Raw genomic sequence first — 25,967 nt, forward strand, 5'->3', positions numbered from 1 at the left:
GGGCGCGATGAACCGCCACGAAGCACGCAAGTCCGGCCCGGTGTTCGAAAGAGCGTGACGGACCCCGCGGATAGCGTTGCCGGATGGCGGAGCAGCAGGGGCAGCCGGGCACGGTCCTGGAGGCGGTGCTCGAACGCGTCACGTACGCGAACGAGGAGACCGGGTACACGATCGCCCGCGCCGCCCCCGCCCGCGGCGGCGCCGACCTCGTCACCGTCGTCGGGCCGCTCCTGGGCGCCCAGGTCGGCGAGTCGCTGTCGCTGACCGGGCGCTGGTCGAGCCACCCGAAGTACGGGCGCCAGTTCGAGGTCCGGTCCTACCGGACGGTCCTGCCCGCGACCGTCCAGGGCATCGAGCGGTACCTCGGGTCCGGGCTCGTCAAGGGCGTCGGGCCGAAGACCGCCGCCCGGATCGTCGCCCACTTCGGGACCGCCACCCTCGACGTCATCGACGCCGACCCCTCCCGCCTCGCCGAGGTGCCCGGGCTCGGACCCAAGCGCACCAAGGCGATCGCGGCCGCATGGGAGGAGCAGCGGGCCATCAAGGAGGTCATGGTGTTCCTCCAGTCCGTCGACGTCTCCACCTCGCTCGCGGTGCGCGTCTACAAGCAGTACGGGGACGCGTCGATCGGCGTCGTCAAGAACGAGCCGTACCGGCTCGCGAACGAGGTGTGGGGCATCGGGTTCAAGACCGCCGACGCCATCGCCCGCGCCGTCGGCGTCCCCGAGGACTCGCCCGAGCGCATCAAGGCGGCCCTCCAGTACACGCTCTCGCAGGCGTCCGACGGCGGCCACTGCTTCCTGCCCGCCCCGAACCTCGTCGCCGACACCGTCGAGCTCCTGGCGCTCCCCGCCGGGCCCGTCGCGGCCGCGCTCGAAGCGCTCGCGGAGGCCGGCGACCGCGTCGTCGCCGAGGACGTGCCCGTCGGCGGGTCCACCGTGCCCGCCCGGTACCTCGCGCCGTTCTTCCACGCCGAGCGCGGCCTCGCCGCCGGGCTCCTCGCGCTGCTGCGCACGAGCGAGGACCGCCTCGGCGCCTTCCGCGGCGTCGACTGGGACAAGGCGTTCGCGTGGCTCCGGCGGCGCGGCGACGCCGAGCTCGCCCCCGAACAGGCCGAGGCCGTGCGGCTCGCGCTCACCGAACGGGTCGCCGTCCTCACCGGCGGGCCCGGGTGCGGCAAGAGCTTCACCGTGTCGTCGATCGTGGCGCTCGCGAGGGCCAAGGGCGCCAAGGTCATGCTCGCCGCCCCGACCGGGCGCGCCGCCAAGCGCCTCGCCGAGCTCACCGGGTTCGAGGCCCGCACCCTCCACCGGATGCTGGAGCTGCGGCCCGGCGGCGACGCCGCCTACGACCGCGACCACCCGCTCGACGTCGACCTCCTCGTCGTCGACGAGTCGTCCATGCTCGACACGATCCTCGCGAACAAGCTCGTCAAGGCCGTCCCGCCGGGCGCGCACCTCCTCCTCGTCGGCGACGTCGACCAGCTGCCCAGCGTCGGCGCCGGCGAAGTCCTCCGCGACCTCCTCGCCGCCGACGCGATCCCGCGCGTGCGCCTCACGCAGATCTTCCGGCAGGCCGCCGAGTCCGGCGTGGTCGCCAACGCCCACAAGGTCAACCAGGGGCGGTTCCCCGAACTGGAGGGCTACGGCGACTTCTTCTGGTTCGCGTGCGACGACAACGAGGCCGTCGCCGACCGGATCGTGGAGATCGTCGCCCGCCGCATCCCCGCCCGCTTCGGCCTCCACCCCGTCCGCGACGTCCAGGTCCTCACCCCGATGCACCGCGGCGGCCCCGGCGCCGGCAACCTGAACGCGCGCCTCCAGGAGGCGCTCACGCCCTCCCGGGACGGCCTGCCCGAACGCCGCCACGGCGGCCGCGTCTTCCGCGTCGGCGACAAGGTAGTGCAGATCCGCAACGACTACCAGAAGGGCCGCGCCGGCGTGTTCAACGGCACCGGCGGCATCGTCCAGGGCGTCGACGCGGTCGCCCAGACCCTCACCGTGCGCACCGACGAGGACGAGGACGTCGACTACGACTTCGCCGAACTCGACGAGCTCCAGCACGCGTACGCCGTCACCGTCCACCGCTCGCAGGGCTCCGAGTACCCCGCCGTCGTCATCCCCGTGACCACGAGCGCGTGGACGATGCTCCAGCGCAACCTCGTGTACACGGCGATCACGCGCGCCAAGCGGCTCGTGGTCCTCGTCGGGTCCAGGGAGGCGCTGGCCGTCGCCGTGCGCACCGCGGGAACCGGGAAGCGCCACACCGGGCTCACGCACCGCCTCGCCGCGTAGGCGCGGCGGTCAGTCCTTCGGGGCGGCCTCGATCGGCCGCTCGCCCTTCGCCGTCGGGTAGACCACCCAGAACTCGGAGCGCTCGTCCTTCTTGTACGAGCGCTGCGTCACCACGACCATGAGGCCGACCAGGCCCCCGCCCACGACGAACAGGGCGAGCGCGAGGACGTTCGAGAACTCCACGGCGCTAGCGGTAGTTCGTGAACTGGAGCGCGACCTCGAGGTCCTTGCCCTTGAGAAGCGCGATGACCTCCTGGAGGTCGTCGCGCTTCTTCCCGGTCACGCGCAGCTTGTCGCCCTGGACCTGCGGCTTGACGCCCTTGGGGCCCTCGTCGCGGATGATCTTGCCGATCTTCTTCGCGTCCTCGGTGGAGATCCCCTGCTTGAACGCGACGTCGATCTTCGTCTCCTTGCCGGACTGGCGCGGCTCGGACGCGTCCAGGGCCTTCAGCGAGATCCCGCGCTTGACGAGCTTCTCCTTCAGGACCTCCAGGGCCGCCTTCGCGCGGTCCTCGGTCTCGGCGGAGATCACCGCCGCCTCCTCGCCGCTGCGGTCCACCGCCGCGCCCGTGCCGCGGAAGTCGAACCTGGTCCCCAGCTCGCGCTGGGCCTGGTTGATCGCGTTGTCGAGCTCGGCGAGGTCGATCTCGGAGACGATGTCGAACGAGGCGTCGGCCATGGCGTCCGGTCCTTCCAGTGTCGTGGGCGGCTCAGCGCCGCGAACCGCACCGGAGCGGTAGGGAGGCGACGCAGGGGGCGCGACCGCCAAGCTTAGTCCGGGCCCGCCGCGCCGTGCGCCCGCGCCCGGACGGGACGGCAGTGAACGCGGTCTCAACGGGGGAGAACCCGCTTGCGCACCCCCAGGGAGGGGACGCTATTCTTGCTCTCGCTACAAGCCACGGCAGGTTACCCAAGTGGCCAAAGGGAGCTGACTGTAAATCAGCCGTCATCGACTTCGCAGGTTCGAATCCTGCACCTGCCACCAGTAGCGGACGGCCCGCCCGGGGAGACCCGGAGCGGGCCCTTCGCGTTCCCCTAGGCGGCGCGGTGACGCCACGGGGCCGCACGCGGCCGCTCACACCCCGACCGGGGCCGCCTCGCGCGGCAGCCACGCCGCCGTCTCCCAGCCGCCCTCCGGCCGCTCCTGCGCCCGCAGCTGACCCCCGACCGCCTCCACGCGCTCCCGCAGCCCCACCAGGCCCAGACCCGAACCGGACTGCGCCAGGGACTCGCGGCCGAACCGGCCCCGCGCCTGCCTGCCGTCGTCCCGCACCGACACCTCCAGGCCGTGCCCGCCCGCCGACGCGACCACCACCCGCACCCTGCTCGCCCCCCGGGCGTGCTTGCGCACGTTCGTCAACGCCTCCCGCACCACCCGGTGCGCCGTCGCCGCGATCTCCGGCGCCACCTCGCCCGCCAGCTCCGGCGAGATGAAGCACGTCGCGTCCGTCCCCTCCCGCGAGAACCGGTCCACCAGGTCCTCGATCTGCGACAGGTCCCCCAGCGGGTTCACGCCCCCGCCCGCGTCGTCGTCGCGCAGCATCCGCACCATCCGACGCATCGACGCCAGCGCCGCCAGCCCCGCCTCCTCGATGTCCGCGAACGACTTCCGCGGATCGGTGTCCGTGACCTGCCCCGCCTGCGCCAGCACCACCATGCCCGTGACGTGGTGCGCCACGAAGTCGTGCATCTCCCGCGCCAGCTCCAGCCGCTCGGCCCGGCGCACCTCCTCCTGCGTCTCGCGCCGCAGCTTGTCCATCGACCGCAGATACGCGCCGAACCCGACCACCGTCGAGATGCCCAGCCCGATCAGCACCGTCCCGCCGACCGCCGAACCCGGATAGACGAACAGGCGCCAGCCGATCACCAGGATCGCCGCGCCCAGCGCGAACGCCACCCACCGGCCCGGCGCCGCGTCCCAGTGCCGCACCGCGAACAGCAGCAGCAGACCCAGCGCCATCAGCTCCGCCGTGCCCACGCCGCGCGGCCCCTGGTCGTACACGACGTCGATGCCCGTCGCCGCCAGCGACGCGATCGCCGCGACCGCGATCCAGTGCTTGCGGCCCGGCCGGTACCAGACGTACACGCCGATCGCGAACAGCGACGTCGCGAACTGCACCCACGACACCCACGAGAAGTACGGCGGCTTCTCGTCCGGCATGTGCGACGACATCTCGGCGATCAGCGCGAGCATCAGCATGAAGACGACGCCGATCTTCAGCAGGCGCATCACCAACCGGCTGAAGCGGCCCGGCATGGCGGTCTTGGACGCGTTCATGGGCTCGAAGGTAACCCGGAATCCGGGCCCCTCGGTCGAACGGCCGACCCGCGGCGCCCGAAACCCGTCGCCGAGCCGAAGCAGGCCAGGGGCCTCCCGGGCGAGGCTTGCGGCATGAACGACGTGCTCCTGAACCTCAGCCTGGGGATCGGCACCGCACTGGGCCTCGTGCTCACCGCCGTGTTCCTCATCGCAGGCGTCGCCCTGCCGTTCCTGCCCGACCACCGAAAGGCCCGCCGATGAGGCCCCCCATGCTCAGCGCCCGCTCCCTCGTCAAGCACTTCGGGACCGCGCCCGCGCTCGACGGCGTCGACTTCGCCGTCGCCCCCGGCGAATCGGTCGCCGTCACCGGGCCCAGCGGCTCCGGCAAGTCCACCCTCCTCCACTGCCTCGCCGGGATCATCCGGCCCGACTCGGGGGAGGTGCGCCTCTACGACGAGCGCATCGACACGCTCTCCGAGCGGTCCCGCAGCCACCTGCGGCGCACCAGGTTCGCGTTCCTGTTCCAGTTCGGGCAGCTCCTGCCCGAACTCCCCGCCGAGGAGAACGTGGCGCTGCCGCTCATGCTCGGCGGCACGCCGCGCAAGGCCGCGCTCGAACCGGCCCGCGCGCAGCTGCGGCGGCTCGGCCTCGAAGGCAAGGAGCACCGGCGCCCCGGCGAGCTGTCCGGCGGCGAGGCGCAGCGGGTCGCGCTGGCGCGGGCGCTCGTCGTCCGTCCGGCGGTGGTGTTCGCCGACGAGCCGACCGGCGCGCTCGACCGGACCACCGGCGACCAGGTGATGGGCGTCCTCCTCGACACGGTCGCCGAACTCGACGCGGCGCTCGTCGTCGTCACGCACGACCCGCGGATCGCGTCCCGGTGCACGCGCACGATCGAGATCCGCGACGGCCGCCTCAGCGGGACCCCGCGCACCGGCGACGGCGCGTCCACCGGCCTCGCCGACGCCGCGGCCGCCTCGCGCCCGGTGATCGACGGCGACGGCCGGTTCGGCGCCGAACCGGTCGTGGAGGTCTGGCGATGACCGAGCTCGCCTGGCGCCTGACCCGGCTCGGCGGGCGCAGCGCCCTCCTGAGCACGGGCCTGACCGCGCTCGCCGTCGCCGTCGCGACACTGCTGCTCCAGTTCGCGGTCGCCGGGAACTTCGCGTTCGACGCGCGCGGCGACCGGACCTCGTGGCGCGACGCGCCCGAGGCCGACGGCACCGGGACGGCGATCCTCGCGACCGCCGTCGACCACCTCGGCGGGGACTCGATCACGCGGGTCGACCTCGCGGCGCTCGACGGCGACGCGCCCGCGCCTCCCGGCATGGACGCGTTCCCCGCACCCGGGGAGGTGTGGCTCTCCCCGGCGGCGGCCGACCTGCTCGACGGCGTGCCCGAATCGGAGTTTCTCGCCCGCTACGGCGACGTCGAGGTCGCGGGAGAACTGGGCGCGGACGCGCTGGCGCACCCGAACGAGATGGTCGCGGTCGTGGGCCGGGCCGCCGACGACCCGGCGATGACCGCGGAGCGGTTCAGCGCGGACGGGGTGTCGCCGCGCGAGATCGACGGGTTCACCAGGGGGCGGGCCGACGCCGTCTACGGCTTCTACATGATCCTGATGGTGCTGGCGGCGATCCTCATGGCGGTCCCGGCGGCGGTGTTCGGCGCCGCGGCCGCCCGGTTGACGGTGTCGCGGCGCGACGAGCGCCTGGCGACGCTCCGCCTCATCGGCGCGACCCCCGGGCAGGTCGTGCGGTTGACGCTCATCGAGACGGTGCTCGCGGCGGTCGCCGGGTCGGTGGCCGGCACGGTCGCGTGGATGCTCGTGACCCCGCTGGTCGCGCTCATCCCCATCGACGGCGGCCGCTGGTTCGTCGCCGACCTGTGGGCCGGCGCGCCTTGGACTGCGGTCGTGGCCCTCGGGGTGCCGGTCCTCGTCGCCGGCTCGGCCCTCATCGGCCTCCGCAGCGTCGTGATCAGCCCCCTCGGGGTGGCCCGGCGGGTGAAACCCAAGGGCCTCAGGGCGATCCGGGCGGCGGTGTTCGTGGTCCTCTCGATCATGTTCATGGTCGCGACCCAGCTCGTCGGCGGGAGCATGGTCGCGGTCGCGATCCTCATCGTCCTGTTCGCCGCGACCCTCGCGGCCGTGAACCTCATCGGCCCGTGGACGGTCCAGCGCCTCGGCCGGATCCTGGCGCGCACCGCGAAGGGCCCCGCGCGGCTCCTCGCCGCCCGCCGCCTCGCCGAGGACCCGAAGGCCGCCTGGCGCACCGTGTCCGGTGTCGCGATCGCGGGCTTCATCGCCGGTTCGGTCGCGCTGTTCCCGATGCTCGTGACCGACACCAGCGCGCAGTCCACCGAGCAGATCGCCGCGATGGTCCCCGCCGCCGACGCCGAAGCGCTGGCGGCGGCCCTGTCGGCCGAACTCGGCGACCGGGCCGAAGTCGAGGTCGTCGACAGCAGCGGGTACTTGACGGCCGACGGCGATTCGGCCGTCATCGAGGCGACCACCTCGGGCGCGGACCTCGAATCGGTGCGCACCACCATGACCGCGGCCCTCCCCGGCGACCCGCCCGAGCGGGAGATCGACTCCAGCATCATGTCGAACCGGCTCGTCGGCTCGGTCCGCATCGGCGTGACCGTGGTCCTCGCGGTGGTCTTCGCGACCGCGGCCGTCTCGGCCGCGATCAGCGCCATCGGCTCGGTCCTCGACCGCCGCCAGACCTACCGCCTCCTCCACCTCGCCGGCACCCCGCAACGGGTCCTCGACCAGGCCCGCCGCCAGGAGACCGTGCTGCCCTTGGCATTCCTCGGCGGGGCCTCGGTCCTGACCGGGATGCTCCTGACCGCCCCTGTCATCGGCGCGATGGGCTTCGACGTCAGCGGGGCCCTGATCCTCGGGGCCACGCTCGCAATCGGCACCGCATCGGTGATCGCCGCCGGGGCCCTCTCCCGGCCGCTGCTCCGCTCGGTCATGGAAGACGTGAGCCCTCGGCCCGACTAGCGCCGAGAAGCTCGGCCCGGCCGGGTTCGGCTGGTACGACCGAGCCCCACTACGGGCGGGCCCGACCCGGCCCCGCCCGGTGGGGCCGGGCCGGGTCTGCCCGGGCTTGGTTGGGCGAGCCGGGCCTGGCGGGGCAGGTTCGACTTCGACCTAGCCCCACCGGGCGGGCGAGGCCGGGTCGGGTCTGGCACGGGTTATGCCGGCCTGGTTCGGCCGGGTCGGGCCTGGCGGGTCTGTGGTCGGGCTCGGATCGGCTGGTTGCCTGGCGCGGGGCTGATTGGGCCCTGTGGCTGGTTCGGGTTGTGGTGTGCTGGTTTGGTGCGGGCGCATCGGCTGGGTGTCGATGCGCCCGCACTTTCTTCTGTTCACCTCGCGAGGTGTGTGTCGGCAGGAGCCGCGCGGGAGTGCACTCCCGCGCGGTCTTCGGGGGCGGCCCCCGGGGTATCCCACATTCACCGCCAGTCCTGCCGACACCGGCACCACCTCCCTCCTCCTCCAACCACCACCAGGAGGAAGGTGTTTTTGCTACCAACAATCACAGGTTGCGGAAGAGCTGTACAGGATGGGTTTTCCGCCTGTGGATAACTTTTGTCCGGGCTGGTGGCGGCGGTATTGGGGCGGAAGGTCCGACTAAGGCGGGAGTGAGGACCGGATTCGGGCGGGTCGGGGCGGGCGGGGTGGTGGGGCGGCGGGGTACAACTGAGAGTGTGATGGTTAGGGGGACCTAACCACGATCGTCTCGACGGGGCCGACCTCGCGGCTCGAGGGCCTCGCCGAGTGGACGTGTGAGCCGCTTTGAGCAAGGGAGCCGGTATGGCTGAACGCCGTGAGCGCAGGAGTCCGAACCTGAAGACTGCCGAGGTCCTGCGGACCGAGCGGGTCACTCCGCACATGATCCGCGTGGTCCTGGGCGGGGAGGGGCTCGCGGACTTCGAGTGCGGCGACTTCACCGACCACTACGTGAAGCTTCAGTTCCCGGTGGAGGGCGTCGCGTACCCCGAGCCGTTCGACCTCGGCCGGATCCGCGAGGAGTACCCGCGCGAGCAGTGGCCGGTGACCCGCACCTACACCGTGCGCCGCTGGGACCCCGCCGCGCGGGAGCTGTGGATCGACTTCGTCTACCACGGCGACGAGGGCGTCGCCGGGCCCTGGGCCGCGAGCGCCCGGCCGGGGGCGCTGCTGCGGTTCGCCGGGCCCGGCGGCGGGTACGCGCCCGGGGCCGACGCCGACTGGCACCTGCTCGCCGGCGACGAGAGCGCACTGCCCGCCATCGCCTCCGCTGTCGAGCGGCTCTCGCCCGGCGCGCGCGCGTTCGTGTTCCTGGAAGTCGAAGGGCCCGAGGAGGAGCAGCAGCTCAAGTCCGCCGGGGACGTCTCCGTCTTCTGGCTCCACCGCGGCGAGGCCGCCGTGGGGAGCCGGCTCGTGGACGCGGTGCGGGGCTTCGAGTTCCCGTCGGCCGAGGTGCAGGCGTTCGTGCACGGCGAGGCCGGGTTCGTGCGCGAGATCCGCCGCTACCTGCGCTTCGAGCGGGAGGTCCCGCGCGAGCGCCTCTCGATCTCCGGGTATTGGCGGGTCGGGCACAACGAGGACGGCTGGCAGTCCTCCAAGCGCGACTGGAATGCCGTGGACGAGGCTGATGAGGCCGACAAGGCCAAGGGCGGCAAGGCGTAACGCGCCCTGGTCCATTGTGGATGCCGGTTGCGGGGGCTGCGCTCGGGGCCGGTTTCGGGTAAGGTCGCCGGTGCTGAACGTGCGCGGCGCGGGCGGCCCCCCGGACCCCTGAGAGAAAGGCCCGACAGTGGCGAGCATCGATGAAGTCCTCACCTCCATCAGCGCGAACGTCGATGCGGTGAACGAACTCCAGGGTCAGATCGAGGCCAGCAAGGCCCAGGTCGACGAGGTCCTCGGGCAGCTCCAGTCCCTCGGGATCGAAGCGGCCGCGAACGCCCTCAACCTCGGCAAGGAGCAGCTGGAGGAGACCAGCGCCATGGCCGCCGCGCTCGTCACGAAGCTCGAAGAGGCCCGCAACTCGGCCGAGATCGCCAAGCACTCCTGACACCGGAGACCGCGGTCCGCGGGGGTCGCGACGACGCCGCCCGGACATGCGAGCGGGGCCGCCTCGGAAGAGGCGGCCCCGCTCTGCTGCTCGGGTGTGCGGCTCAGTCGGTGGTCGCCTCCGAGGAGGTCTCCTCGCCCGCGGGCTCCTCCGTCGTGGGGGCGGTGTTGTTGCCGGTCTGCTTGACCCACTCCGGGTACTGGGCGATCCACTCGGTCATCGTGTCGTTCTGGAGCGCCTCCCACAGCGCGTCCGCCGCGATCTGCTGCTCGCCCTCGGCGATCACCTCGGAGGAGCCGACCTCGGTCTCCTGGGACGTCGCCGGGACGCGGATCGAGGTGATGTCCTCGGGGTTGAGGTCGCGCAGGTTCAGGGCCAGGTCGACGGCGCTCAGGCCGTCGGGGAGGTCCATCGTCAGCTTGCCCTCCAGGCCCTCGAGGACCTGGGTGAGGCGCGTCGGGTCCGAGGCGTAGCCGTCGGCCTTCAGCTCCTTGATGAGCGCCTTGATGGCCTGCTGCTGCATCGCCTGGCGGCCGTAGTCGCCCCACAGGCCGCTCTCGTAGTCCTCGGGGTCGTCCCACGGGTAGCGCTGGCGGATGAGGTCGAGGGCCTCCTCCTTGTTGTAGTAGTTGCAGCCCTCGGGGAAGACGCGGTTGTCGCCGTGGATCGAGGTGATCTCGTGCCACGGGCACAGCTCGATCTCCTCGACGAGGTCGACGAGGTCCATGAAGCCCTCGAAGTCGACCGTGGCGCCCATGTGGAACTCGACGCCGGTGAGGTTGTAGATCGTGTCGACGACGTTCGCGCGGGTGACGTCCCAGTCGTCGGAGATCGACGCGGCGTGGTTGAGCTTCTGGAAGCAGGTGTTGTTGCCCCAGTCGGGGCCGCAGTCGGGGATCTCCACGTACAGGTCGCGGGGCAGCGACACCATCGAGACCTCGGTGAGGTCCGCGTTGACGTGCACCATGATCATGGTGTCCGACCGGGTCGAGCCGCCCTGCTTGTCGACGCCGAGCACGAGGATGTTCAGCGGACCGGAGATGTCCTCGACGTCCATCTCGGCGCGGTTGTCGCCGAGGATGTCCTCCGCCTCGATCGTGTTGTTCGCGGTGTGGAGGGCGTACTGGGCTATCCCCGCGGTGGCCCCGGCGACGACCATCGTCACGCCGCCGGCGTACATCATCAGGTGGGCCCACCAGGGTGCGCCGCTCTTCACTGCCATGCCTCTCCCAGAGGTCGGTCGAGCATCATCCCGTATTGATAACGCTTTGGTAACGCCCCCCGGTTGCGTCGCGATCCAGGCTAATCGGCGGTCTCGGTGGCGGCGTCGCTAGGGGTCGCGGAGGTGGCGGTCGTCGGCGGCGCGGCGCAGTCGGGGGCGGAGTCGCCGCTGAGCCAGTCGGGGTACGCGCACGCCCACTCGTTCACGGTGTCGGTCGCGATCGCCTCCCACAGGGCGTCCGAGGCGACCTCCTCGTCGGTGCCCTCGTGGATGAGCACGTACGACGTGCCGTTGATGCTGCCCTCCGAGGACGGCGTGCCGATCGACAGGATCTCGTTCGGGTCGACGTCGCGCATCTGCGTGATCATGTCCACCAGGTTGTACCCGCCGACGTCGACGGTGAGCGCGTCGCCGAAGGAGTTCAGCAGCTCCACGGCCTTGACGGGGTTCGTCGCGTACCCCTGCTCCTTGGCCCGCTCCAGGATCTTCTTGATGGCCTGCTGCTGCATCTTCTGGCGCCCGAAGTCGCCCCAGGTGCCGTTCGCGTAGTCCTCCTCGGAGTCCCACCCGTACCGCTGGCGCACCAGGTCGAGCGCGTCCTTCTTGTCGTACTCGGCGCACCCCGCCTCGAACGTCTTGTCCGTGTGGATCGAGGTGATCTCGTGCCACGGGCACAGCTCGATGGTGCCCAGCTCGTCGACCATCTGCAGGAAGCCCTCGAAGTTCGCGATCGCGCCGCCGTCGAACTGGATGCCGGTCAGGTTCGTGATGGTCTCGGCGGTGTTCTGGAACGACTCGCCCCAGTCCTCGGAGTACGCGAACGCCTCCGTGAGCTTCGTCTGCTCCGCCGGGATGCCCGAGGGGATGTCCACCAGCAGGTCGCGCGGGAGGGAGATCATCGAGACCTGCGTCAGGTCCGCGTTGAGGTGCACGATGATGTCGGCGTCGGTGCGCGCCTCGCCGCCCGCGTCCACGCGCTCGTCGGTGCCCAGGACCAGGAAGTTCAGGGGCCCCTCGATCGCGGCGCCCTCCTCGGCCTCGACGCGCTGGTCGCCCAGGAGGTCCTCCTGGTTCACCGAGTTGTTCACCAGGTTGAGGCTGACCTGGGCCGCGATCGCGCCGCCGCCGGCGACGACCATGACCATCGAACCGCTGATGACCATGGCCTTCGCCCACCAAGGCGAGGACGCCTTGGCGGCATGCTTGACCGGTTCGCTCATTGCCTCTCCCGGGAACTACAGGTGGGGTGTCGCGGCGCAGCCGGGGGAGGCTGGCCCGCTCTCCGGGGAACACGCACGGTTCACCAGCGGGGTTGCGTTCACCCGACAGTAGTTCATGTTCATCCGGTAACCGCTTCGCATACCATCCCGTCCGGCTCCCGGTCCGGACGAAAACGGATTACACGACCGAATACAGTATGACGCCTGCCACAGTTGCTGCGAGCGTGAACGCGATTCCGAGCTTCGTCCCGCTCCACGGACGCTCGGCCACCACCCGGCCCGTCTCCCCGTGCACCGCCACCATCCGCCGCCGGCCCCGGTACGGGTACGACGCCAGCCACACCGGCAGCAGCACCAGCCGGTACCCCAGCCCCGCGTACGCCGTCTCGATCACCGGCACGTGCTGCGCGTCCCCGCCGACCAGGCCGCGCACCTCCCGCTCCACCTCGGCCGCCATCCGCGCCTTCGCCAGCTCCAGGCCGACCTCCGGCTCCAGGTCGTACCGCTGCACCCACCGGCCCTCCAGGAGCGCCGGCGCGAACGGCACCGCGGCCCCCAGGTCCCAGTCCCGCAGCAGGTCCGCGAGCATCGCCGCGTCCACCCGCACCGTCGCCGGCACCACCACGTCGGCGAACGCCCGGTCCACCGTCCCCGCCGCCGGACGCCACCGCACGCCCCGCACCCGGCTCCCGTGCGCCGCCCCCGACCGGCCCGCCCGCGACCAGTGGAAGTCCCCGCGCGCCGCCCGGTACCGCGACCGCGTCCACGCCCCCCACACCCAGTGCGGCAGGTACGCCGCCCGGAACGACTCCGACTCGTCCACCCGCCGGAACGCCCGCGGCGCGAACCACCGCCGCGCCGAGTCCCGCAGCAGCCGCCGCGCCGTCGCCCGGTCGATCCTGAACGGCACCATCGCGTCGGGGAGGGTGAGCGGCTCCGGCGTGTCGTCCGCGTACCGGCCCGTCGCCTTGGGCGGCAGCGCCGTCCAGTCCGGGTCCACCAGCCGCCGCGCCGCGGGCCGCCCGTACAGCGCCGTCCCGCAGGCGTCGCAGGCCAGGACGGTCGCACCCGGGGCCACCGGCAGCGGCTCGCCGCAGGACGTGCACGGACACGCAGGGAGCAAAGCCCACCATCCTTCCATTTCGGGCAATGCCCCAACTCTAAGCGCCCGACGCGCCCCGAGGGGGGAGAACGGTTCGGGCCCATGCCCATCCGAGTCGGGACGCGGCCGGGCCCGGCACCTGCGGCACTGGATATATCCGCGCAGCGGTGGCAGGATAGAGCGCGTGACGCCACGGAGGGAGCTCACGTCAGCGCGTGATTATGCCGACCAGTACCGGCGTCTGCGCGGACTCGTGCGGTCCGGCCAGGTGGCCGAGGCCGTCAGCGAGGCGACCTGGATCGTCTACAACTCCGAGACCGCCCAGCAGCGCGCCCAGGCCTGGCTGTTCATCCTCCAGGGCCAGATCAGCCAGCGCGCCATCGACAAGATCCCCAGCACCATCGACCAGGCTGGCACCGCCGTCGCGCGCTGCCGCGACCCCCGCCTGGACGGGAAGTACCACGCGCTCGCGGCCTGGTACTACCACCACCACATCAAGTCGCTCGACTTCACGGCCCAGCGGCTGGTGCTGTCGTCCCGCGCGCTGCGGTCGATGACGGAGGCGAGCCAGGCCGCGGTGGACGCCTGGTACGACCTGGCGGTGATCCTCTCGAACTGCGGGTACCAGCAGCAGGCGGCGGGGGCGCTCGACCAGTGCCACACGCTGGCGGAGCGGGCCGGGGTGACGCGGTCCTCTGTGGAGGGCGTGGAGATCCGGGTGCGCGACGCGCTGCTGCGGTACTACACCGGCGACCCGCGGGCGTGCACGGGCCTGCTGCGGCAGGAGCTGCGGCGGGTGAAGCCGAACCTGCACGACCTCGACACGCGGGAGCTGGAGTGGGTGCACTACGCGCTCGCGCGGCTGTCGCTGCTGGGGTTCAGCGAGCAGTGGTCGGTGGAGCACCTGCTGCCGGAGGAGACGTCGTCGGTGGAGGCGATGGACCTGCGCACGATGGCGCGGGCGTCGCGGCTGATCGCGCAGGCGCGGGGGCTGGAGGCCCTGGAGGTGCTGGAGGCGCGGGAGATCGGGGACGAGACGCTGGGCGTGATGGAGCCGCAGCACCTGCGGTCGCTCGCGCTGGTGGCGAAGGGCGACCACGCGGCGTCGATCCTGGCGGCGCACGCGACCACGTACGCGCTGTACAAGCAGATCAACGAGTTCCACACGATCTACCTGGCGTCGGCGGCGGCGCTGGTCGACCACGACCAGCTGCGGCGGGCGGCGGCGGGCTGGGCCGACCGGGCGAACACCGACGAGTTGACGGGGCTGCCGAACCGGCGGCGGCTGGACGCGTTCCTGTCGGACGTCGACGGGGACGGGATGATCGCGGTGCTGGACCTGGACGGGTTCAAGGCGGTGAACGACACGCACGGGCACCAGGCGGGGGACGCGATCCTGCAGCGGCTGGCAGCGCTGCTGTCGAGCGTGGTGCGGTCGGGCGACCTGCTGGCGCGGACGGGCGGCGACGAGTTCATCATGGTGCTGCCGGGGGCGACGGAGTACGACGCGGACGCGGTGTCGCAGCGGATCAGGATCGCGGTGGCCGCGGAGAACTGGGAGTACTCGGTGCCGGGGACGCCGGTGGACGTGTCGATCGGGTGGGCGCGGCTGGCGACGGGCGGGAATCCGGCGCAGACGCTGTGGGCCGCGGACCAGGCGATGTATCAGATGAAGCGGTCGCGGAAGGGCCTTTTAACGGCTGACGGCGAGGTCGGGGGCGTCGGCGGGGAGGACTTCGGCGAGGTCTACTGGCAGGGTTCGTAGACGGTGTCGAGGTCGACGCCGGCGACGGCGCCGCTGAAGCCCTCGTCGGCGTAATGGGCGCAGGCGGCGGCCTTGTTGGCGGGGTCGGCGGCGTAGTCGACGGCCAGGATCAGCTTGCCGGCGTCGCGGATCGCGCGGGTGTTCGCGAGGTTCTCGGCGCACCAGTCCTCGTCGCAGGGGGTGTCGGCGTTGAGGAACCAGAGCTCTTCGATGCCGATGCCGTCGACGGCGTCGAGGTAGCCGTCCTGCTCGATGAGCTCGGGTGAGTTCTGGGGGAGGACGGCGAGGCCGCCGGCGGTGTACTCGTCCACCGCGATGACGAGGTCGGCCATCTTGCGGGCGAGGGTCTCGCGGGTCTCGCCGGGGACGAGGGCGAGGTCGATCTCCTCGTAGGCGTTGGGGACGTCGAGGTAGACGCCGTCGAATCCGGCGGCGGCGGCCTGGTCGAGGCGGGGGCGCATGACGAGGTCCCACCAGTCCTGCTCCCAGTACTTCACGAAGTACTCGTCGGGCCAGTCGCCCCACTGGTTGAGGACGAGGTCGGAGCCCGCGGCGGCGACGGCGTCGTATTCGGGGCGGTAGGTCTCGATGGAGCCCATGGTGAAGTAGGCGTAGACGGTCTTGCCGGCGTCGTGGAGGGCGGTGATCTCGGCGGCGGTCCAGTAGTCGTCGCCGCCGTCGCGGGCGAGGTCGACGACGGCGGTGGGCTGGGGTGCGGCGGCGACGGCGTCGAGGGTGTCGTCCTGGTAGCCGCTGAGCTGGTAAAGCCAGCCGTCGGCGGTCGCGGCGGCGTCGTCGGGGAGGGGTTCGCCGAGGGGGTCGGCGTCGGCGCCGGTGCAGCCGGCGAGGAGGAGGGGGAGGGCTGCGATGGCGGCGCCGATGCGTCTCATGGGTCCGAGGGTATCCGGTTGGGGCGAGCGTGCCGGTTTCGTCCGGGGGTGCGGTTCAGGCGGCGTCGCCGACGGCTTCGGCGACGGCTTCGACGGCGAGGGCGCGGACGACGTCGACGGAGGCGGGGAGGGCGCCGGTGGCGGCGGCGATGAACGCGTCGCCGTCCATGCGGGTGTGGACGGGGCTGATGGCCTTGGCGAGGCCGTCGTGGGCGCCTTGGGCGACGAGGGCGCACTCGACCTTGTCGAGGCGGGCGTTGGTGACGACGACGCCGATGGTGGTGTTGCGGCCGAAGCCGCCGGCGGCGAAGCCCTCGGGGCGGAGGAGGCCGCGGTCGAGGGGGCCGGGTTCGCCGAAGGCGTTGACGGCGGCGAGGGCGGTGACGGTGACCGGTCCGGCGCTGACCGTCGCGGTCCGCAGGCCCGACGGCAGGGTGACGCCGCGCCACTGGCCGACGGTGGCGCCGCGGCCGGCGCCGACGGGGCCGTCGAGGGCGGGTTCGAAGGGGGCCATGGCGGCGTCGCAGGCCTCGTAGCCCTGGGCGGCGGCGGGGACGTTGCCGGTGCCGTCGAGGTCGTAGAGGCCGAGGGTGGGGACGATCGGGACGGTGCCGCCGGGGGTGGGGACGCCGCGGCCGCGTTCGGCGAGCCACTGCATGACGCCGTCGGCGGCGGCGAGGCCGAAGGCGGAGCCGCCGGTGAGGAGGACGGCGTCGACGCCGGTGTTGGAGCGGAGGGGGTCGAGGAGCTCGATCTCGCGGCTGGCGGGGGCGCCGCCGCGGACCTCGCCGGAGGCGAGCACGGCCTCCTCGAACAGCAGCACCGTGCAGCCGGTGTGCTCGCCGGTCCAGTGGCCGACGCGAACTCCCATGTCCCGCATCAGGACAGCGTACCGTCATGGGGCTCGGGGGCGCCTCTGGAATTCGATAACCGAACGATAACTCAGTGCTTTGTGGACAGTGTCCTGGGACACCTGTGACCCACGCGAAATACCTGGATTTCCCTCGTGCGGCGGGCTTAACATTGACGCAGAGGCCCAGAGCGGCGGAACCGGAACGGCGAACCCGAACCGCTTCCGCGAACGGCCTCCCGAAGCGGTCCAAGGCGATCGCGACGGTTCCCCGCCGTCGACAATGGCGTCATCGACGAGCGGTCCCCCTTCAGAATCCACGATCCGGCGCACCCCGCCGGGAAGGAATCACCATGTACGAGTTCGTAGGTGCATACCTCGCAGTCGACGCCGCCAACACCGCCGCCACCTCGGCCCTGCCGAACGCGCCGGTCGTTGACGACGGTCGGGCCGACAAGCCGTACGCTTTCGGCGTCACCCGCCCCGAGAAGGTCCGCCTCTCGACCGCCGGCGTCCTGCGCCGCGTGGCCGACCGGGTCGAGGGCCGCGCCCTCGCCGGCCTGGCCCGCTAGGTCCCGAGGCGAGCGCGCCCACAAGGCGCCGAGCCGACTGCAACACTCCGATCGCTGAACGCGCCGCAGGCCCCCGGGCCCGGCGCGTTTCGCACGCCCGGACACGGGCACGGGCCCCGGCCGATGCGGCCGGGGCCGCTTCGCGTCTACCTCCCGGCCGGGCGGCGGCGCGCGGCGGCGGCGGCGAAGACCATGCCGAGCGCGACGAGCGCGGCCGCCCCGCTCACGACCGGCCCGACCGGCGCCCCGGTCTCGGGGAGCTTCGGCGCCGCGGACGCGGGCCCGGACGCCTCGGGCGTCGGCTCGGCGGTCGGCTCGTCCGGGCCGCCGGCGGTCGTGATCGCGATGTCGCCGCCGAGGTCCGGGTTCGGGCCGCTGCCGGGCCCGTCCCAGGCGTCCGCGGTGGTGAGGCCCACGAGGTTCTCCGACTCCGGGTCCCACGTGAAGCCGGGGAAGTCCGTCGCCAGGTCCTCGGCGGTGACCGCGGAGACGCCGTACGCGCACGCGCACGCGTCCGCCAGGGCCGGCGCGTCCGCGTCGACGGTGTACACGACCGGGCCGGTCAGGGTGAGGATCGCGCCCGGCAGGTCCGTGAACTCGGTGACGATGCAGGTCGTGCCGCGCGGGTCGTCGAAGTAGCCGGGCCGGCAGTTGTCGTAGTCCGCGTCCGCGCGGGCCCCCGCGGTCGTCTGCCCCTCGTCGTCGAAGGAGCCGCTGAAGGCGATCACGATCGCCGCGGTCTCCGGGGACAGCGCCGCCTCCTGCGTGAAGCGCGGGTTCACCTCGACCGCGCCGCCCGGGGCGACGCCGGTGAAGGCCAGGTCGGCGTGCAGGAACGGGTGGTAGGGGTCGCCGTCCTGCGCCTGCGCGGGCGCCGGAGCGGCCAGGGCCGCGCCGATCAGGGCCGCGGCCGCCGCCGCGAGGCGGGCCGTCCGTCGGGTTCGGGTGGTCGCCTGCGCCATCGCGGGCTCCTTTCGTCCGTACCTGACTGAAACGTGCGAGACGTCCCCGCGGTTGCGGCCGCCCGTGCGAATCCCGGGCGGACGGGCGGCCGCGGCAGGTCAGGCCCGTGCTCGGCGGCGCGGGGCGAGGAGCAGGACCGCGCCGGCGGCGAGCGCCGCGAGCGCCGCCGCGAGGACCCCGGTCAGGGACGCGCCCGTGTCGGGGAGCGCCGTGCCGTTCACGGTGATCGCGCCGGTGTTGTTCGCCAGGTCGTCCTCCAGGACCCCCGGGTAGATCCCGGCGTTGTTGCGGCCGTGGACCTCCAGGACCCCTCGGGCGGTCGAGTCCGGGTCGGTGACCGCGACGGTGAACGCGAACTCGATCTCGCCGCCCGCGTCGAGGCGGTCGAACATGCACACGAAGTCGCGGCCGTCCGGGTCGAGGTCGGGCAGGATCTCGGCCGCCTCGGCGTCGCTCAGGCAGTCCCAGTGCTCGGACGCGTCGCTGTCGACCTCCACGAGGTCGAGCCCGTCGGGGAGGGTCCCGGTCACGTAGTAGGAGTGGACGCCGAAGAGCCCGAACGCGGTCGCGGGCCCGCCGTTGCCGACCGGGACGGTGAGCGTGCGCTCCTCCCCGCGGCCGCCGCGCGCGTCCGCGTCGCCGATCTCCAGGTCGTAGAAGTGCTCGCGGGTGACGATGTCGAGCTCGCCGACCGTCGGGTCCGAGTACTCGCGCGCCGGCTCGGCGGCCTCCCGCAGCCCGATGAGGTGCCCCTCCTCGTCCCAGGTGATGTCCCCGTAGACGGCCTCGCGCTCGTCTTCGCTGACGGTGTACGCGCTGATGTAGCAGACGCACACGTCGAACGGGCCCGGCGCGAGCGCGTCGACCTCGTACGGGATCGGTGCGGTCGTGGTGAGCGCCGTCCCCGGCGCGTCCTCGAAGTCGGTGATCACGCAGACCACCCCGCGCCGGCCGAGGAAGTCGTCGGCGCAGTTGTCGTAGGCCGCGGACGCGTCGACGCCCTGGTCGAACTCGGCGTACTCGGGCTCGGTGAAGGTGACCACGACGGCGCCCGTGCCCGGGTCGAACGCGTCGGCCTGCACGAACTCCGGACTGACGCCGACCACGGCGCCCGGCTCGACGCCGGTGTACTCGAGGTTCGCGTGCCGGAACGGGAACGCCTGCGACGGGAACGGGTTCACGATCTCGATCGCGCCCGAGGCGGTGTCGACGGCCTCGCCGTCGACGGCCGCGGTCACCGTGTACCCGTAGACCCCGGTCGGCGCGTCGAGGGGCGCGCCGAACCCGAACGGGAAGTACAGCTCGGCCGCGGCGGCCTCGCTGACGCAGTCGACGCGCGTGTGGTCGGCGTCGTTCGTGCACGGCAGGCCCGCGCCGAGGTCGCCGGTCGTGAACCGGAACGTGCCGGGCGCGGCGTCGACCTCGAGCGCGACCGACACGGTGTGGGCGCCGGGCGTGAAGCCGTCGCCGAAGACGAGCGTGAAACCGCCCGGCAGGCCCTCGTCGCCGAGGTGCACCGGGCCCTGGAAGTCGTAGGTCGCCTCGGCGGGCGGCTGCGCCTGGGCGGACGCGGGGACGGTGAGCGCCCCCGCGAGCAGGGCCGCGAGGACGGCCGCCAGGCGCCCGCCCGCACGACGCGGGAGAGGCGGAGTCATGGGAGTTCCTTAGCGAGGGCCCGGCCGGCGGCCGGACGGCGGACTATATGAACTCAACGCGAACGGCCGGTGACGCGTTGCGATCCCCGCCGGAGTTTCTCGGACGCGGACGAGCGCCCGGCCTGTGGGGGCCGGGCGCTCTGCGGGTGTCCTGGTGGTGGCGGGCCTACTCGGCGGTGTCGCCGGCGGTCTTGCGGCGGCGGGTGGCGATGTAGAGGACCACGCCGAGGACCAGGGCGGCGGCCGCTCCGGCGAGGATCCACGTCATCGAGGAGCCGGTCTTCGGCAGGTGGCCGGAGCCGTTCAGCGTCAGGTCGGCGGTGTTGTTGCCCAGGTCGCCGTCCAGCGCGCCGGGGTAGTCCTGGTCGCCGAAGGCGACGACCTGGAGCAGGCCCTTGCCGGACGCGTCCTCGTCCACGACCGTCACCGTGAGCTCGACCTCGATCTCGCCGCCGCCGGGCACGTCGGTGAAGATGCAGACGAAGTCGGCGGCGTCGGGGTCCTCGATCGCGGGCATCGTGTCGCGGAAGTACTCCTCGGAGTCGTCCTGGCAGTAGAACGAGTCGTCGGACTCGACCGACACGAACTCGGTGCCCTTCGGGAGGTCGCCGACCAGGGCGTAGGAGCCGGGGCCGTCGAAGAAGCTCGGGGCCTCGGCGGACTCGCCGTTGGTGACCGGCACGGTCACGGTGACCTCGTCGCCGTCGTCGCCCTTGATCGCGGTGTCGGCCACGGCGAGGTCGTACGGGTTGGGCACGGTGGTGAGGTCGATCCAGCCGTTGTAAGGGTCGCCGAACTCGTCCGTCGCGCCGGTCGAGGCGAGGCCGAGCAGGTTGGCGGAGCCCTCGTCCCAGAAGACGCCGCCGTACTCGGACTCGAGCGTGTCGGCGTCGACCGCCCGGACCCAGTAGGAGCAGCCGCAGGCCTGGATGGGACCGGGGGCGCTGTCGCCGACGCTGTAGGCGATCGGGTCGCTGAAGGTGAACCCGGTGCCCGCGGCGTCCTCGAACTCGGTGAAGGCGCAGGCGACGTCGCCGTACTCGAGCTCCGTGCAGTTGTCGAAGTCCGCCTGCGGAGCGGCGAGGCCGTGCGGGAGGCGCTCGGCGTCCGTGAAGACGGCGACGACGGCCGCGGTGTCCTCGGGCAGGGCGTCCTGCTGGTAGAAGTCCGGCTGGACGCCGACGGTGTCGCCGGGGGCGACGCCGTCGACCGCGGTGCTGCCGTGGAGGAACGGGCCGTCCCAGTCGGGCACGGTGATCTCGGTGGTGCCCTCCTGGACCGCGACGGTCTCCTCGTCGACCAGGACGGTGAGCGTGTAGCCCCACTCGCCGGCCTGCGCCTCGGGGAGCGCCCCGTACTCGAGCTCGAAGTGGAGCGAGCCGTCGGCCTCGTGGGAGACGCAGGAGAGCGTGTTGTGGAACGCGTCCATGCCGCAGAAGCCGTCGTCGGTGGAGACGCCGCCGTAGTGCATCTCCTCCTGGTTCTCCCACCTGAGGACGGCGGTCACGGTGTGGGCGTCGGGCTCGAAGTCGTCGCCGAACTCGATGTCGAGGGTGGCCGGGGCGAAGCCCGCGCCGGCCTCGAGGACCTCGGGGGCGGCGAAGTCGATCTGGGGGGCGGCGGGCTGCGCGTGGGCGGGGAGGGCGAAGGCGAGAGCGCCGAGGGAGGCGGCTCCGGCGAGGGCGGCCAGGCGCATCGGGGCGCGCTCGACCGCGGAAAAGGGTGCAGGCATGGCAGGGTTCCTTGACAGGTGAGAGTGGACAGTCCCTTGTGGTGTTCGCTCCTCGGGGACTCGATGACTACTAGACGCCCGCCCCCGCGGACCTGACGCACCCCGATGCGGAAATTTCTCCAGATGTTGCGCAGCACACACGGAACGGGCGCCCCTCCGCATGGAGGAGCGCCCGTTCGCGCAGGTCAACGCTGCTTACGCGTGCCAGCCCGGGATCGGGAAGGACTTGGTGTGCTCGCGGATCTCGCCCGCGACCACCTCGAGCTCGGCGTCCTTGCCGTCCTTCGCGGCCGCGACCGCGCGGTCGATCCAGCCCGCGATCAGGTCCATGTCGCCCTCGGTCATGCCGCGGGTCGTCACCGACGAGGTGCCGATGCGCAGGCCCGACGGGTCCATCGGCTTCCGGGTGTCGAACGGGATCGAGTTGAAGTTCAGCTCGATGCCCGCCGCGTCCAGGGCCTTCGCCGCCGGCTTGCCGCCGATGTCCTTGGGGGTCAGGTCGACCAGGATCAGGTGGTTGTCGGTGCCGCCCGAGACCAGGTCGAACCCGCGCGAGCTCAGGCCCTCCGCGAGCGCCTTCGCGTTCGCGACGATCTGGGCCGCGTACGTCTTGAACGAGTCCTTCGCGGCCTCGCGCAGCGCCACGGCGATCGCCGCCGTCGTGTGGTTGTGCGGGCCGCCCTGGAGACCGGGGAACACGGCCTTGTCGATCGCCTTGGCGTGCTCCTCGTTCGCGAGGATCATCGCACCGCGCGGGCCGCGCAGCGTCTTGTGCGTGGTCGTGGTGACGACGTCGGCGTGGCCGATCGGCGTCGGGTGCGCCCCGCCGGCCACCAGGCCCGCGATGTGCGCGATGTCGGCCATGAGGACCGCCCCGACCTCGTCGGCGATGGCCTTGAAGCCCGCGAAGTCGACGGTGCGGGGGATCGCGGTGCCGCCGCAGATGATCATCTTCGGGCGCTCGCGGCGGGCGATCTCGGCGACCTCGTCGAGGTCGACGCGGCCGGTGTCGCGGCGGACCCCGTAGTGCACGGCGTCGAACCACTTGCCGGTGGCCGAGACCTTCGCCCCGTGGGTCAGGTGCCCGCCCGCGGGCAGGCCCATGCCCAGGACCTTGTCCCCGGGGGACAGGAACGCCAGGTAGACGGCCAGGTTCGCGGGGCTCCCCGAGTACGGCTGCACGTTCGCGTGGTCGGCGCCGAAGAGCTCCTTGGCCCGGTCCACCGCCAGCTGCTCGACCGGGTCGATGAACTGCTGGCCCTCGTAGTAGCGCCTCCCGGCGTACCCCTCGGAGTACTTGTTCGTCAGGATCGAGCCCGTGGCCTGCATGACCGCTTCGGACACGTAGTTCTCGGACGCGATGAGGCGGATCTTCTCGGACTCGCGGCGACCCTCGGCCTCGATGAGCCGCTCGATCTCGGGGTCGGCGGCCGCCAGGTTCGCGGTGAGGGCCTCGTAGGCGTCGGACATGCAATGCTCCTCGCTGATCGGCATGATCTCGCACGGCGACCGGGCAGGTGGCCTTGATGGTCCGAGCATAGCCGGGGGCCCCGCCCGGAGCCCCGTCCGTTTCCTCACGTGTGAGACGGCGCGACCGCCCGCACCCTCACGCGATCGGCCGTTCGAGACTCCATTGCGTACACGCAGTAGCGTGCGACGTATGTCACCTAGATCCGCCGCGAAGACCGTCGGCGCCGGGTTCGCGGTCGCGGCGCTCGCCGCGCTCGCCCAGCTCGGCCTGGCCTACGGCTTCGGGCTCCTCTCCTGGGCCGACGCGGCCCCCGGCGCCGCCGACCCCGTCCTCGACTACCGCTGGAACGCCAACCTCGCGTGGGTCGCGTGGTTCTCGGCCGCGTCCTGCGTCGTCGGCGGCCTCGCCTCCGGCGCGATCGGCTCCCGGGCCGCCGCGCACGCCACCCCCGCGACCCGCGTCGCCGCGGTGTTCGCCTCCGCCGCCGGCGCCTTCGCCGTCGGCCCGCTCGTCTCCCTCTCCGCCGAGCAGGGCGCCGTGTTCACCAGCTTCCCCACCGACCCGCTCATCGCCGCGGGCCTCGGCGCGGCGGTCGGGTTCGCCCTCGCCCTCATCGGCCTCTCCTCCCGGTCGGTCGCCGTCAACGTCGGCGCCTCCGCCGCCCTCGTCTGGCTCCTCGCGATCCTCGCCGTCTTCGTCGAGGTCGGCGACCGCGTCTCCCCGGTCACCGAGCTCGGCGTGTGGGGCTCGTGGGCCGGGTCGGACACGTTCCTGGGCACGCGCGGGTTCTCCATCGCGATCCCGTTCGTGACCGGCTCGATCGTCATCGGCGCGGTCGTCGCCGCGTTCGCGCGCCGCAGCCACATCTCCAGCTCCGGGTACCGCATCGCCGCGGCCTCCGGCATCGCCGGGCCCCTCATCGTCACCGTCGCCCACCTCGTCGCCGGGCCCTCCCGCCTCGACAACGCCGAGTCCCTCGCCGTCATGCTCGTCGGCCCGTACGCCGCGATCGCCGGGCTCCTCGGCTCCCTCGTCGTCTGCGCCCTCCCCAAGGGCGGCGGGCAGATCGACGACCGCGACGAGCCCCGCGACGACTCCCGCGAGACCCCCGCCGGACTCGTCGAGACCGTCCCCGGCTGGACCGTGCCCGCGCCCGCCTCCGCCTACGAGGACGAGTCGGACACCAAGGACCTCGCCCCCGCCCCCGCCCGGCCCAAGCGCCCCACCCGCCGCGAGAAGCAGCAGGCCAAGGACTCCGAGCGCGCCGCCAGGCAGGAGGCCCAGAAGCGCGCCGAATGGGAGCCCCAGGCCGGCGACGACGCGCCGAACCCCGACGTCGACTGGGTCCAGGAGCTCAAGGCCGTCGACATGGACGAGCCCGCGGAGGAGACCCCCAAGCCCGCCCGCCGCGCCAAGAAGACCACCGCCCGCACCCGCCGCAAGATCAACTCGGACGAGACCGCCGAGGAGTAGGCGCCGCAGACGAGGGGGGGCGGGGCCGGGGGGGCCGCCGGCNCCGTCATCCGCTCACACGTCCCACTCGTGCACCGGCCGCCCGTCCGCCGCGCGCGCGGCGTAGTCGAGGACCATGGCCCGCAGCGCGTCCCGCCGCTCCAGCCGCTGCCGGTGCTCGGCGACCTGCACCCGCGCGACCTGCCAGGTCGCGCCGTTCACCCCCCGGCGGCACCGCGCCTCGACCACCCCCAGGTACCGGTCCACGTCCCGGCCGCCCACGCCCAGGGACGCCAGGCCCTCCGCGGCCTTCGGCAGCAGCTCCTCCAGCACCAGCCGCCGCACCGGGACCAGGCCCAGGCCCGGCCACACCTGGTCGGCGTTGATGCCGTGCCGCGCCGCCGCCCGGAAGTTCGCCGCCGCGTCCGCGAACGAGAACCGCTCGCTCAGGGGCACCTCCGCGTCCGCGAAGTGCGCGACCAGGCCGTAGAACAGCGCCATGTTCGCGCAGATGTCGACCGCCGTCGGCCCCGCCGCCACCACCCGGTTCTCCACGCGCACATGGGGGCGCCCCCGGTGCACGTCGTACACCGGGCGGTTCCACCGGTACACGGTCCCGTTGTGGTACCGCAGCTCCTGGAGGTGCGGCACCCCGCCGCCGGCCATGACCGCCTCGGGGTCCTCCTCGTCGCACAGCGGTAAAAGCGGCGCGAAGTGCCGGTAGTTCTCGTCGAACAGGTCGAGGACGCCGCCGATCCACCGCTCCCCGAACCACGCCCGCGGCTTCGCGCCCGCCGCCCGCTGGTTCGCCCGCCGCGTGTCCGTGCCCTGCTCGAACAGGATCACCCGCGTCTCGGCCCACAGCTGCCGCCCGAACAGATACGGCGAGTTCGCCGCCGTCGCCACCTGCACGCCCGCGAACGCCTGCGCCGCGTTCCAGTACCGCGCGAAGTCCTCCGGCGCGACCTGGAGGTGGAACTGCACCGACGTGTTCGCCGACTCCGGCGCGATCGTCGACGACGTGAAGTCCACCGACTCCGCGCCGCGGATGTCGATCCGCAGGTCCTCGCCCCGCTGCGACATGATCTCGTCGTTCAGGATCCGGTACCGCCGCGCCCGCGACAGCGCGTCCACCCCCATGTGGTCGGTGAACAGCGTCGGCATCGTCCCGATCGGGCAGATCAGCACCTCGGCCTTCCCGGCCGCCTCCCGCACCTCCGCGAGCACCGCCGCCAGGTCGCTCTCGTACCAGGAGAGCCCGGCGCCGTCGAGCAGCCGCGGCGGCAGGTTCAGCTCGATGTTGAACGCGCCCAGCTCGTGCTGGGCGCCGTAGAGCGCGTCCTCCTCGCCGGAGGTGTGCAGGTGCTCCAGCACCGCGTCGTTCGCGAACGCCGGACTCCCGTCGGGCTCAAGGAGATCCAGCTCCAGTTCGAGCCCCGTCATCGGTCTTCCGCGGTCC

22 protein-coding genes and 1 tRNA gene are annotated in these 25,967 nt (G+C 72.6%); 10 read left to right on the forward strand and 13 right to left on the reverse strand.

What is annotated here, in order from left to right; translation table 11 throughout:
* Window positions 1–83 precede the first annotated feature (83 nt).
* Window positions 84–2,294 carry an SF1B family DNA helicase RecD2 gene (recD2, locus tag ABD419_RS12065; RefSeq protein WP_344486486.1) on the forward strand — a complete coding sequence of 737 codons (2,211 nt, stop codon included), beginning with the start codon at window positions 84–86 and terminating at the stop codon, window positions 2,292–2,294.
* A gap of 9 nt (window positions 2,295–2,303) precedes the next feature.
* Here the strand turns inward: recD2 and ABD419_RS12070 are convergent, their stop codons facing one another.
* Together ABD419_RS12070 and ABD419_RS12075 are read right to left on the reverse strand one after the other, a co-directional pair.
* Complete coding sequence (locus ABD419_RS12070) at window positions 2,304–2,477, reverse strand: hypothetical protein (RefSeq protein WP_344486489.1); 174 nt, start codon at window positions 2,475–2,477, stop codon at window positions 2,304–2,306.
* 4 nt (window positions 2,478–2,481) lie between these two features.
* Window positions 2,482–2,973 (reverse strand): YajQ family cyclic di-GMP-binding protein, encoded by a 492-nt coding sequence (locus tag ABD419_RS12075; protein ID WP_344486492.1) that lies wholly within the window; start codon window positions 2,971–2,973, stop codon window positions 2,482–2,484.
* A 221-nt stretch (window positions 2,974–3,194) separates the two neighbouring features.
* On the opposite strand from ABD419_RS12075, the gene ABD419_RS12080 reads away from it, so the two are divergent.
* Window positions 3,195–3,279, forward strand: a tRNA-Tyr gene (locus ABD419_RS12080).
* A gap of 90 nt (window positions 3,280–3,369) precedes the next feature.
* On the opposite strand, the gene ABD419_RS12085 is transcribed toward ABD419_RS12080, so the two are convergent.
* Window positions 3,370–4,572 (reverse strand): sensor histidine kinase, encoded by a 1,203-nt coding sequence (locus tag ABD419_RS12085; protein ID WP_344486495.1) that lies wholly within the window; start codon window positions 4,570–4,572, stop codon window positions 3,370–3,372.
* A gap of 114 nt (window positions 4,573–4,686) precedes the next feature.
* Between ABD419_RS12085 and ABD419_RS12090 the strand changes: the two genes are divergently transcribed.
* From ABD419_RS12090 to ABD419_RS12110, 5 genes are all read left to right on the forward strand, one after another.
* Window positions 4,687–4,815: a hypothetical protein gene (locus ABD419_RS12090; RefSeq protein ID WP_344486498.1), complete on the forward strand. Its 129-nt coding sequence runs from the start codon at window positions 4,687–4,689 to the stop codon at window positions 4,813–4,815.
* Between the two features lie 8 nt (window positions 4,816–4,823).
* On the forward strand, window positions 4,824–5,594 hold the full coding sequence (locus tag ABD419_RS12095; RefSeq protein ID WP_344486501.1) for an ABC transporter ATP-binding protein: 771 nt from the start codon (window positions 4,824–4,826) through the stop codon (window positions 5,592–5,594).
* Window positions 5,591–7,558, forward strand: coding sequence for an FtsX-like permease family protein (locus ABD419_RS12100; RefSeq protein ID WP_344486504.1), 1,968 nt, complete (start codon window positions 5,591–5,593; stop codon window positions 7,556–7,558). The genes ABD419_RS12095 and ABD419_RS12100 overlap by 4 nt, the downstream gene beginning before the upstream one ends.
* 813 nt (window positions 7,559–8,371) lie before the next feature.
* Window positions 8,372–9,229, forward strand: coding sequence for a siderophore-interacting protein (locus tag ABD419_RS12105; RefSeq protein ID WP_344486507.1), 858 nt, complete (start codon window positions 8,372–8,374; stop codon window positions 9,227–9,229).
* Between the two features lie 127 nt (window positions 9,230–9,356).
* Window positions 9,357–9,614 carry a hypothetical protein gene (locus ABD419_RS12110; RefSeq protein WP_344486510.1) on the forward strand — a complete coding sequence of 86 codons (258 nt, stop codon included), beginning with the start codon at window positions 9,357–9,359 and terminating at the stop codon, window positions 9,612–9,614.
* Between the two features lie 103 nt (window positions 9,615–9,717).
* Here the strand turns inward: ABD419_RS12110 and ABD419_RS12115 are convergent, their stop codons facing one another.
* From ABD419_RS12115 to ABD419_RS12125, 3 genes are all read right to left on the reverse strand, one after another.
* Window positions 9,718–10,836 (reverse strand): LCP family protein, encoded by a 1,119-nt coding sequence (locus ABD419_RS12115; RefSeq protein WP_344486513.1) that lies wholly within the window; start codon window positions 10,834–10,836, stop codon window positions 9,718–9,720.
* Between the two features lie 80 nt (window positions 10,837–10,916).
* Window positions 10,917–12,056, reverse strand: a complete 1,140-nt coding sequence (locus tag ABD419_RS12120; protein WP_344486516.1) for an LCP family protein — start codon at window positions 12,054–12,056, stop codon at window positions 10,917–10,919.
* 178 nt (window positions 12,057–12,234) lie between these two features.
* On the reverse strand, window positions 12,235–13,179 hold the full coding sequence (locus tag ABD419_RS12125; RefSeq protein WP_344486519.1) for a hypothetical protein: 945 nt from the start codon (window positions 13,177–13,179) through the stop codon (window positions 12,235–12,237).
* 163 nt (window positions 13,180–13,342) lie between these two features.
* Between ABD419_RS12125 and ABD419_RS12130 the strand changes: the two genes are divergently transcribed.
* Complete coding sequence (locus tag ABD419_RS12130) at window positions 13,343–14,923, forward strand: GGDEF domain-containing protein (protein ID WP_344486522.1); 1,581 nt, start codon at window positions 13,343–13,345, stop codon at window positions 14,921–14,923.
* Here ABD419_RS12130 and ABD419_RS12135 read toward each other — a convergent pair.
* On the reverse strand, window positions 14,905–15,813 hold the full coding sequence (locus ABD419_RS12135) for a glycoside hydrolase family 191 protein (protein ID WP_344486525.1): 909 nt from the start codon (window positions 15,811–15,813) through the stop codon (window positions 14,905–14,907). The two genes, ABD419_RS12130 and ABD419_RS12135, sit on opposite strands and share 19 nt — an antisense overlap.
* Window positions 15,814–15,868: 55 nt before the next feature.
* Window positions 15,869–16,693, reverse strand: coding sequence for a P1 family peptidase (locus ABD419_RS12140; protein ID WP_344486527.1), 825 nt, complete (start codon window positions 16,691–16,693; stop codon window positions 15,869–15,871).
* Between the two features lie 323 nt (window positions 16,694–17,016).
* On the opposite strand from ABD419_RS12140, the gene ABD419_RS12145 reads away from it, so the two are divergent.
* Entirely contained in the window at window positions 17,017–17,235 is a 219-nt protein-coding gene (locus ABD419_RS12145; RefSeq protein ID WP_344486530.1) for a hypothetical protein, read from the forward strand.
* Between the two features lie 146 nt (window positions 17,236–17,381).
* Here ABD419_RS12145 and ABD419_RS12150 read toward each other — a convergent pair whose 3' ends face one another.
* The 4 genes from ABD419_RS12150 to ABD419_RS12165 form a co-directional block, all read right to left on the reverse strand.
* Window positions 17,382–18,197 carry a hypothetical protein gene (locus ABD419_RS12150; protein ID WP_344486533.1) on the reverse strand — a complete coding sequence of 272 codons (816 nt, stop codon included), beginning with the start codon at window positions 18,195–18,197 and terminating at the stop codon, window positions 17,382–17,384.
* 99 nt (window positions 18,198–18,296) lie between these two features.
* A complete protein-coding gene (locus ABD419_RS12155; RefSeq protein ID WP_344486534.1) occupies window positions 18,297–19,853 on the reverse strand; it encodes a hypothetical protein in 1,557 nt (518 codons plus the stop codon).
* Between the two features lie 166 nt (window positions 19,854–20,019).
* Window positions 20,020–21,585 carry an LPXTG cell wall anchor domain-containing protein gene (locus ABD419_RS12160; protein WP_344486537.1) on the reverse strand — a complete coding sequence of 522 codons (1,566 nt, stop codon included), beginning with the start codon at window positions 21,583–21,585 and terminating at the stop codon, window positions 20,020–20,022.
* A gap of 195 nt (window positions 21,586–21,780) precedes the next feature.
* Window positions 21,781–23,055: a serine hydroxymethyltransferase gene (locus ABD419_RS12165; RefSeq protein ID WP_344486540.1), complete on the reverse strand. Its 1,275-nt coding sequence runs from the start codon at window positions 23,053–23,055 to the stop codon at window positions 21,781–21,783.
* A 190-nt stretch (window positions 23,056–23,245) separates the two neighbouring features.
* Here ABD419_RS12165 and ABD419_RS12170 point away from each other — a divergent pair, with 190 nt between their 5' ends.
* A complete protein-coding gene (locus ABD419_RS12170) occupies window positions 23,246–24,529 on the forward strand; it encodes a hypothetical protein (protein ID WP_344486543.1) in 1,284 nt (427 codons plus the stop codon).
* A 54-nt stretch (window positions 24,530–24,583) separates the two neighbouring features.
* Here the strand turns inward: ABD419_RS12170 and ABD419_RS12175 are convergent, their stop codons facing one another.
* Window positions 24,584–25,951 (reverse strand): glutamate-cysteine ligase family protein, encoded by a 1,368-nt coding sequence (locus ABD419_RS12175; protein WP_344486548.1) that lies wholly within the window; start codon window positions 25,949–25,951, stop codon window positions 24,584–24,586.
* Between the last annotated feature and the right edge of the window lie 16 nt (window positions 25,952–25,967).

The sequence above is a fragment of the Glycomyces endophyticus genome, assembly GCF_039531525.1.
GTDB classification, from domain to species: domain Bacteria; phylum Actinomycetota; class Actinomycetes; order Mycobacteriales; family Micromonosporaceae; genus Glycomyces; species Glycomyces endophyticus.

What these genes read in the sequence shown, in the direction of transcription:
- ABD419_RS12120 (WP_344486516.1), bottom strand. Translation starts at nt 12,056, where the DNA reads ATGAGCGAACCGGTCAAGCATGCCGCCAAGGCGTCCTCGCCTTGGTGG.
- ABD419_RS12135 (WP_344486525.1), bottom strand. Translation starts at nt 15,813, where the DNA reads ATGAGACGCATCGGCGCCGCCATCGCAGCCCTCCCCCTCCTCCTCGCC.
- ABD419_RS12175 (WP_344486548.1), bottom strand. Translation starts at nt 25,951, where the DNA reads ATGACGGGGCTCGAACTGGAGCTGGATCTCCTTGAGCCCGACGGGAGT.
- ABD419_RS12160 (WP_344486537.1), bottom strand. Translation starts at nt 21,585, where the DNA reads ATGCCTGCACCCTTTTCCGCGGTCGAGCGCGCCCCGATGCGCCTGGCC.
- ABD419_RS12095 (WP_344486501.1), top strand. Translation starts at nt 4,824, where the DNA reads ATGCTCAGCGCCCGCTCCCTCGTCAAGCACTTCGGGACCGCGCCCGCG.
- ABD419_RS12115 (WP_344486513.1), bottom strand. Translation starts at nt 10,836, where the DNA reads ATGGCAGTGAAGAGCGGCGCACCCTGGTGGGCCCACCTGATGATGTAC.
- recD2 (WP_344486486.1), top strand. Translation starts at nt 84, where the DNA reads ATGGCGGAGCAGCAGGGGCAGCCGGGCACGGTCCTGGAGGCGGTGCTC.
- ABD419_RS12075 (WP_344486492.1), bottom strand. Translation starts at nt 2,973, where the DNA reads ATGGCCGACGCCTCGTTCGACATCGTCTCCGAGATCGACCTCGCCGAG.
- ABD419_RS12145 (WP_344486530.1), top strand. Translation starts at nt 17,017, where the DNA reads ATGTACGAGTTCGTAGGTGCATACCTCGCAGTCGACGCCGCCAACACC.
- ABD419_RS12170 (WP_344486543.1), top strand. Translation starts at nt 23,246, where the DNA reads ATGTCACCTAGATCCGCCGCGAAGACCGTCGGCGCCGGGTTCGCGGTC.
- ABD419_RS12105 (WP_344486507.1), top strand. Translation starts at nt 8,372, where the DNA reads ATGGCTGAACGCCGTGAGCGCAGGAGTCCGAACCTGAAGACTGCCGAG.
- ABD419_RS12150 (WP_344486533.1), bottom strand. Translation starts at nt 18,197, where the DNA reads ATGGCGCAGGCGACCACCCGAACCCGACGGACGGCCCGCCTCGCGGCG.
- ABD419_RS12100 (WP_344486504.1), top strand. Translation starts at nt 5,591, where the DNA reads ATGACCGAGCTCGCCTGGCGCCTGACCCGGCTCGGCGGGCGCAGCGCC.
- ABD419_RS12165 (WP_344486540.1), bottom strand. Translation starts at nt 23,055, where the DNA reads ATGTCCGACGCCTACGAGGCCCTCACCGCGAACCTGGCGGCCGCCGAC.
- ABD419_RS12155 (WP_344486534.1), bottom strand. Translation starts at nt 19,853, where the DNA reads ATGACTCCGCCTCTCCCGCGTCGTGCGGGCGGGCGCCTGGCGGCCGTC.
- ABD419_RS12090 (WP_344486498.1), top strand. Translation starts at nt 4,687, where the DNA reads ATGAACGACGTGCTCCTGAACCTCAGCCTGGGGATCGGCACCGCACTG.
- ABD419_RS12140 (WP_344486527.1), bottom strand. Translation starts at nt 16,693, where the DNA reads ATGCGGGACATGGGAGTTCGCGTCGGCCACTGGACCGGCGAGCACACC.
- ABD419_RS12085 (WP_344486495.1), bottom strand. Translation starts at nt 4,572, where the DNA reads ATGAACGCGTCCAAGACCGCCATGCCGGGCCGCTTCAGCCGGTTGGTG.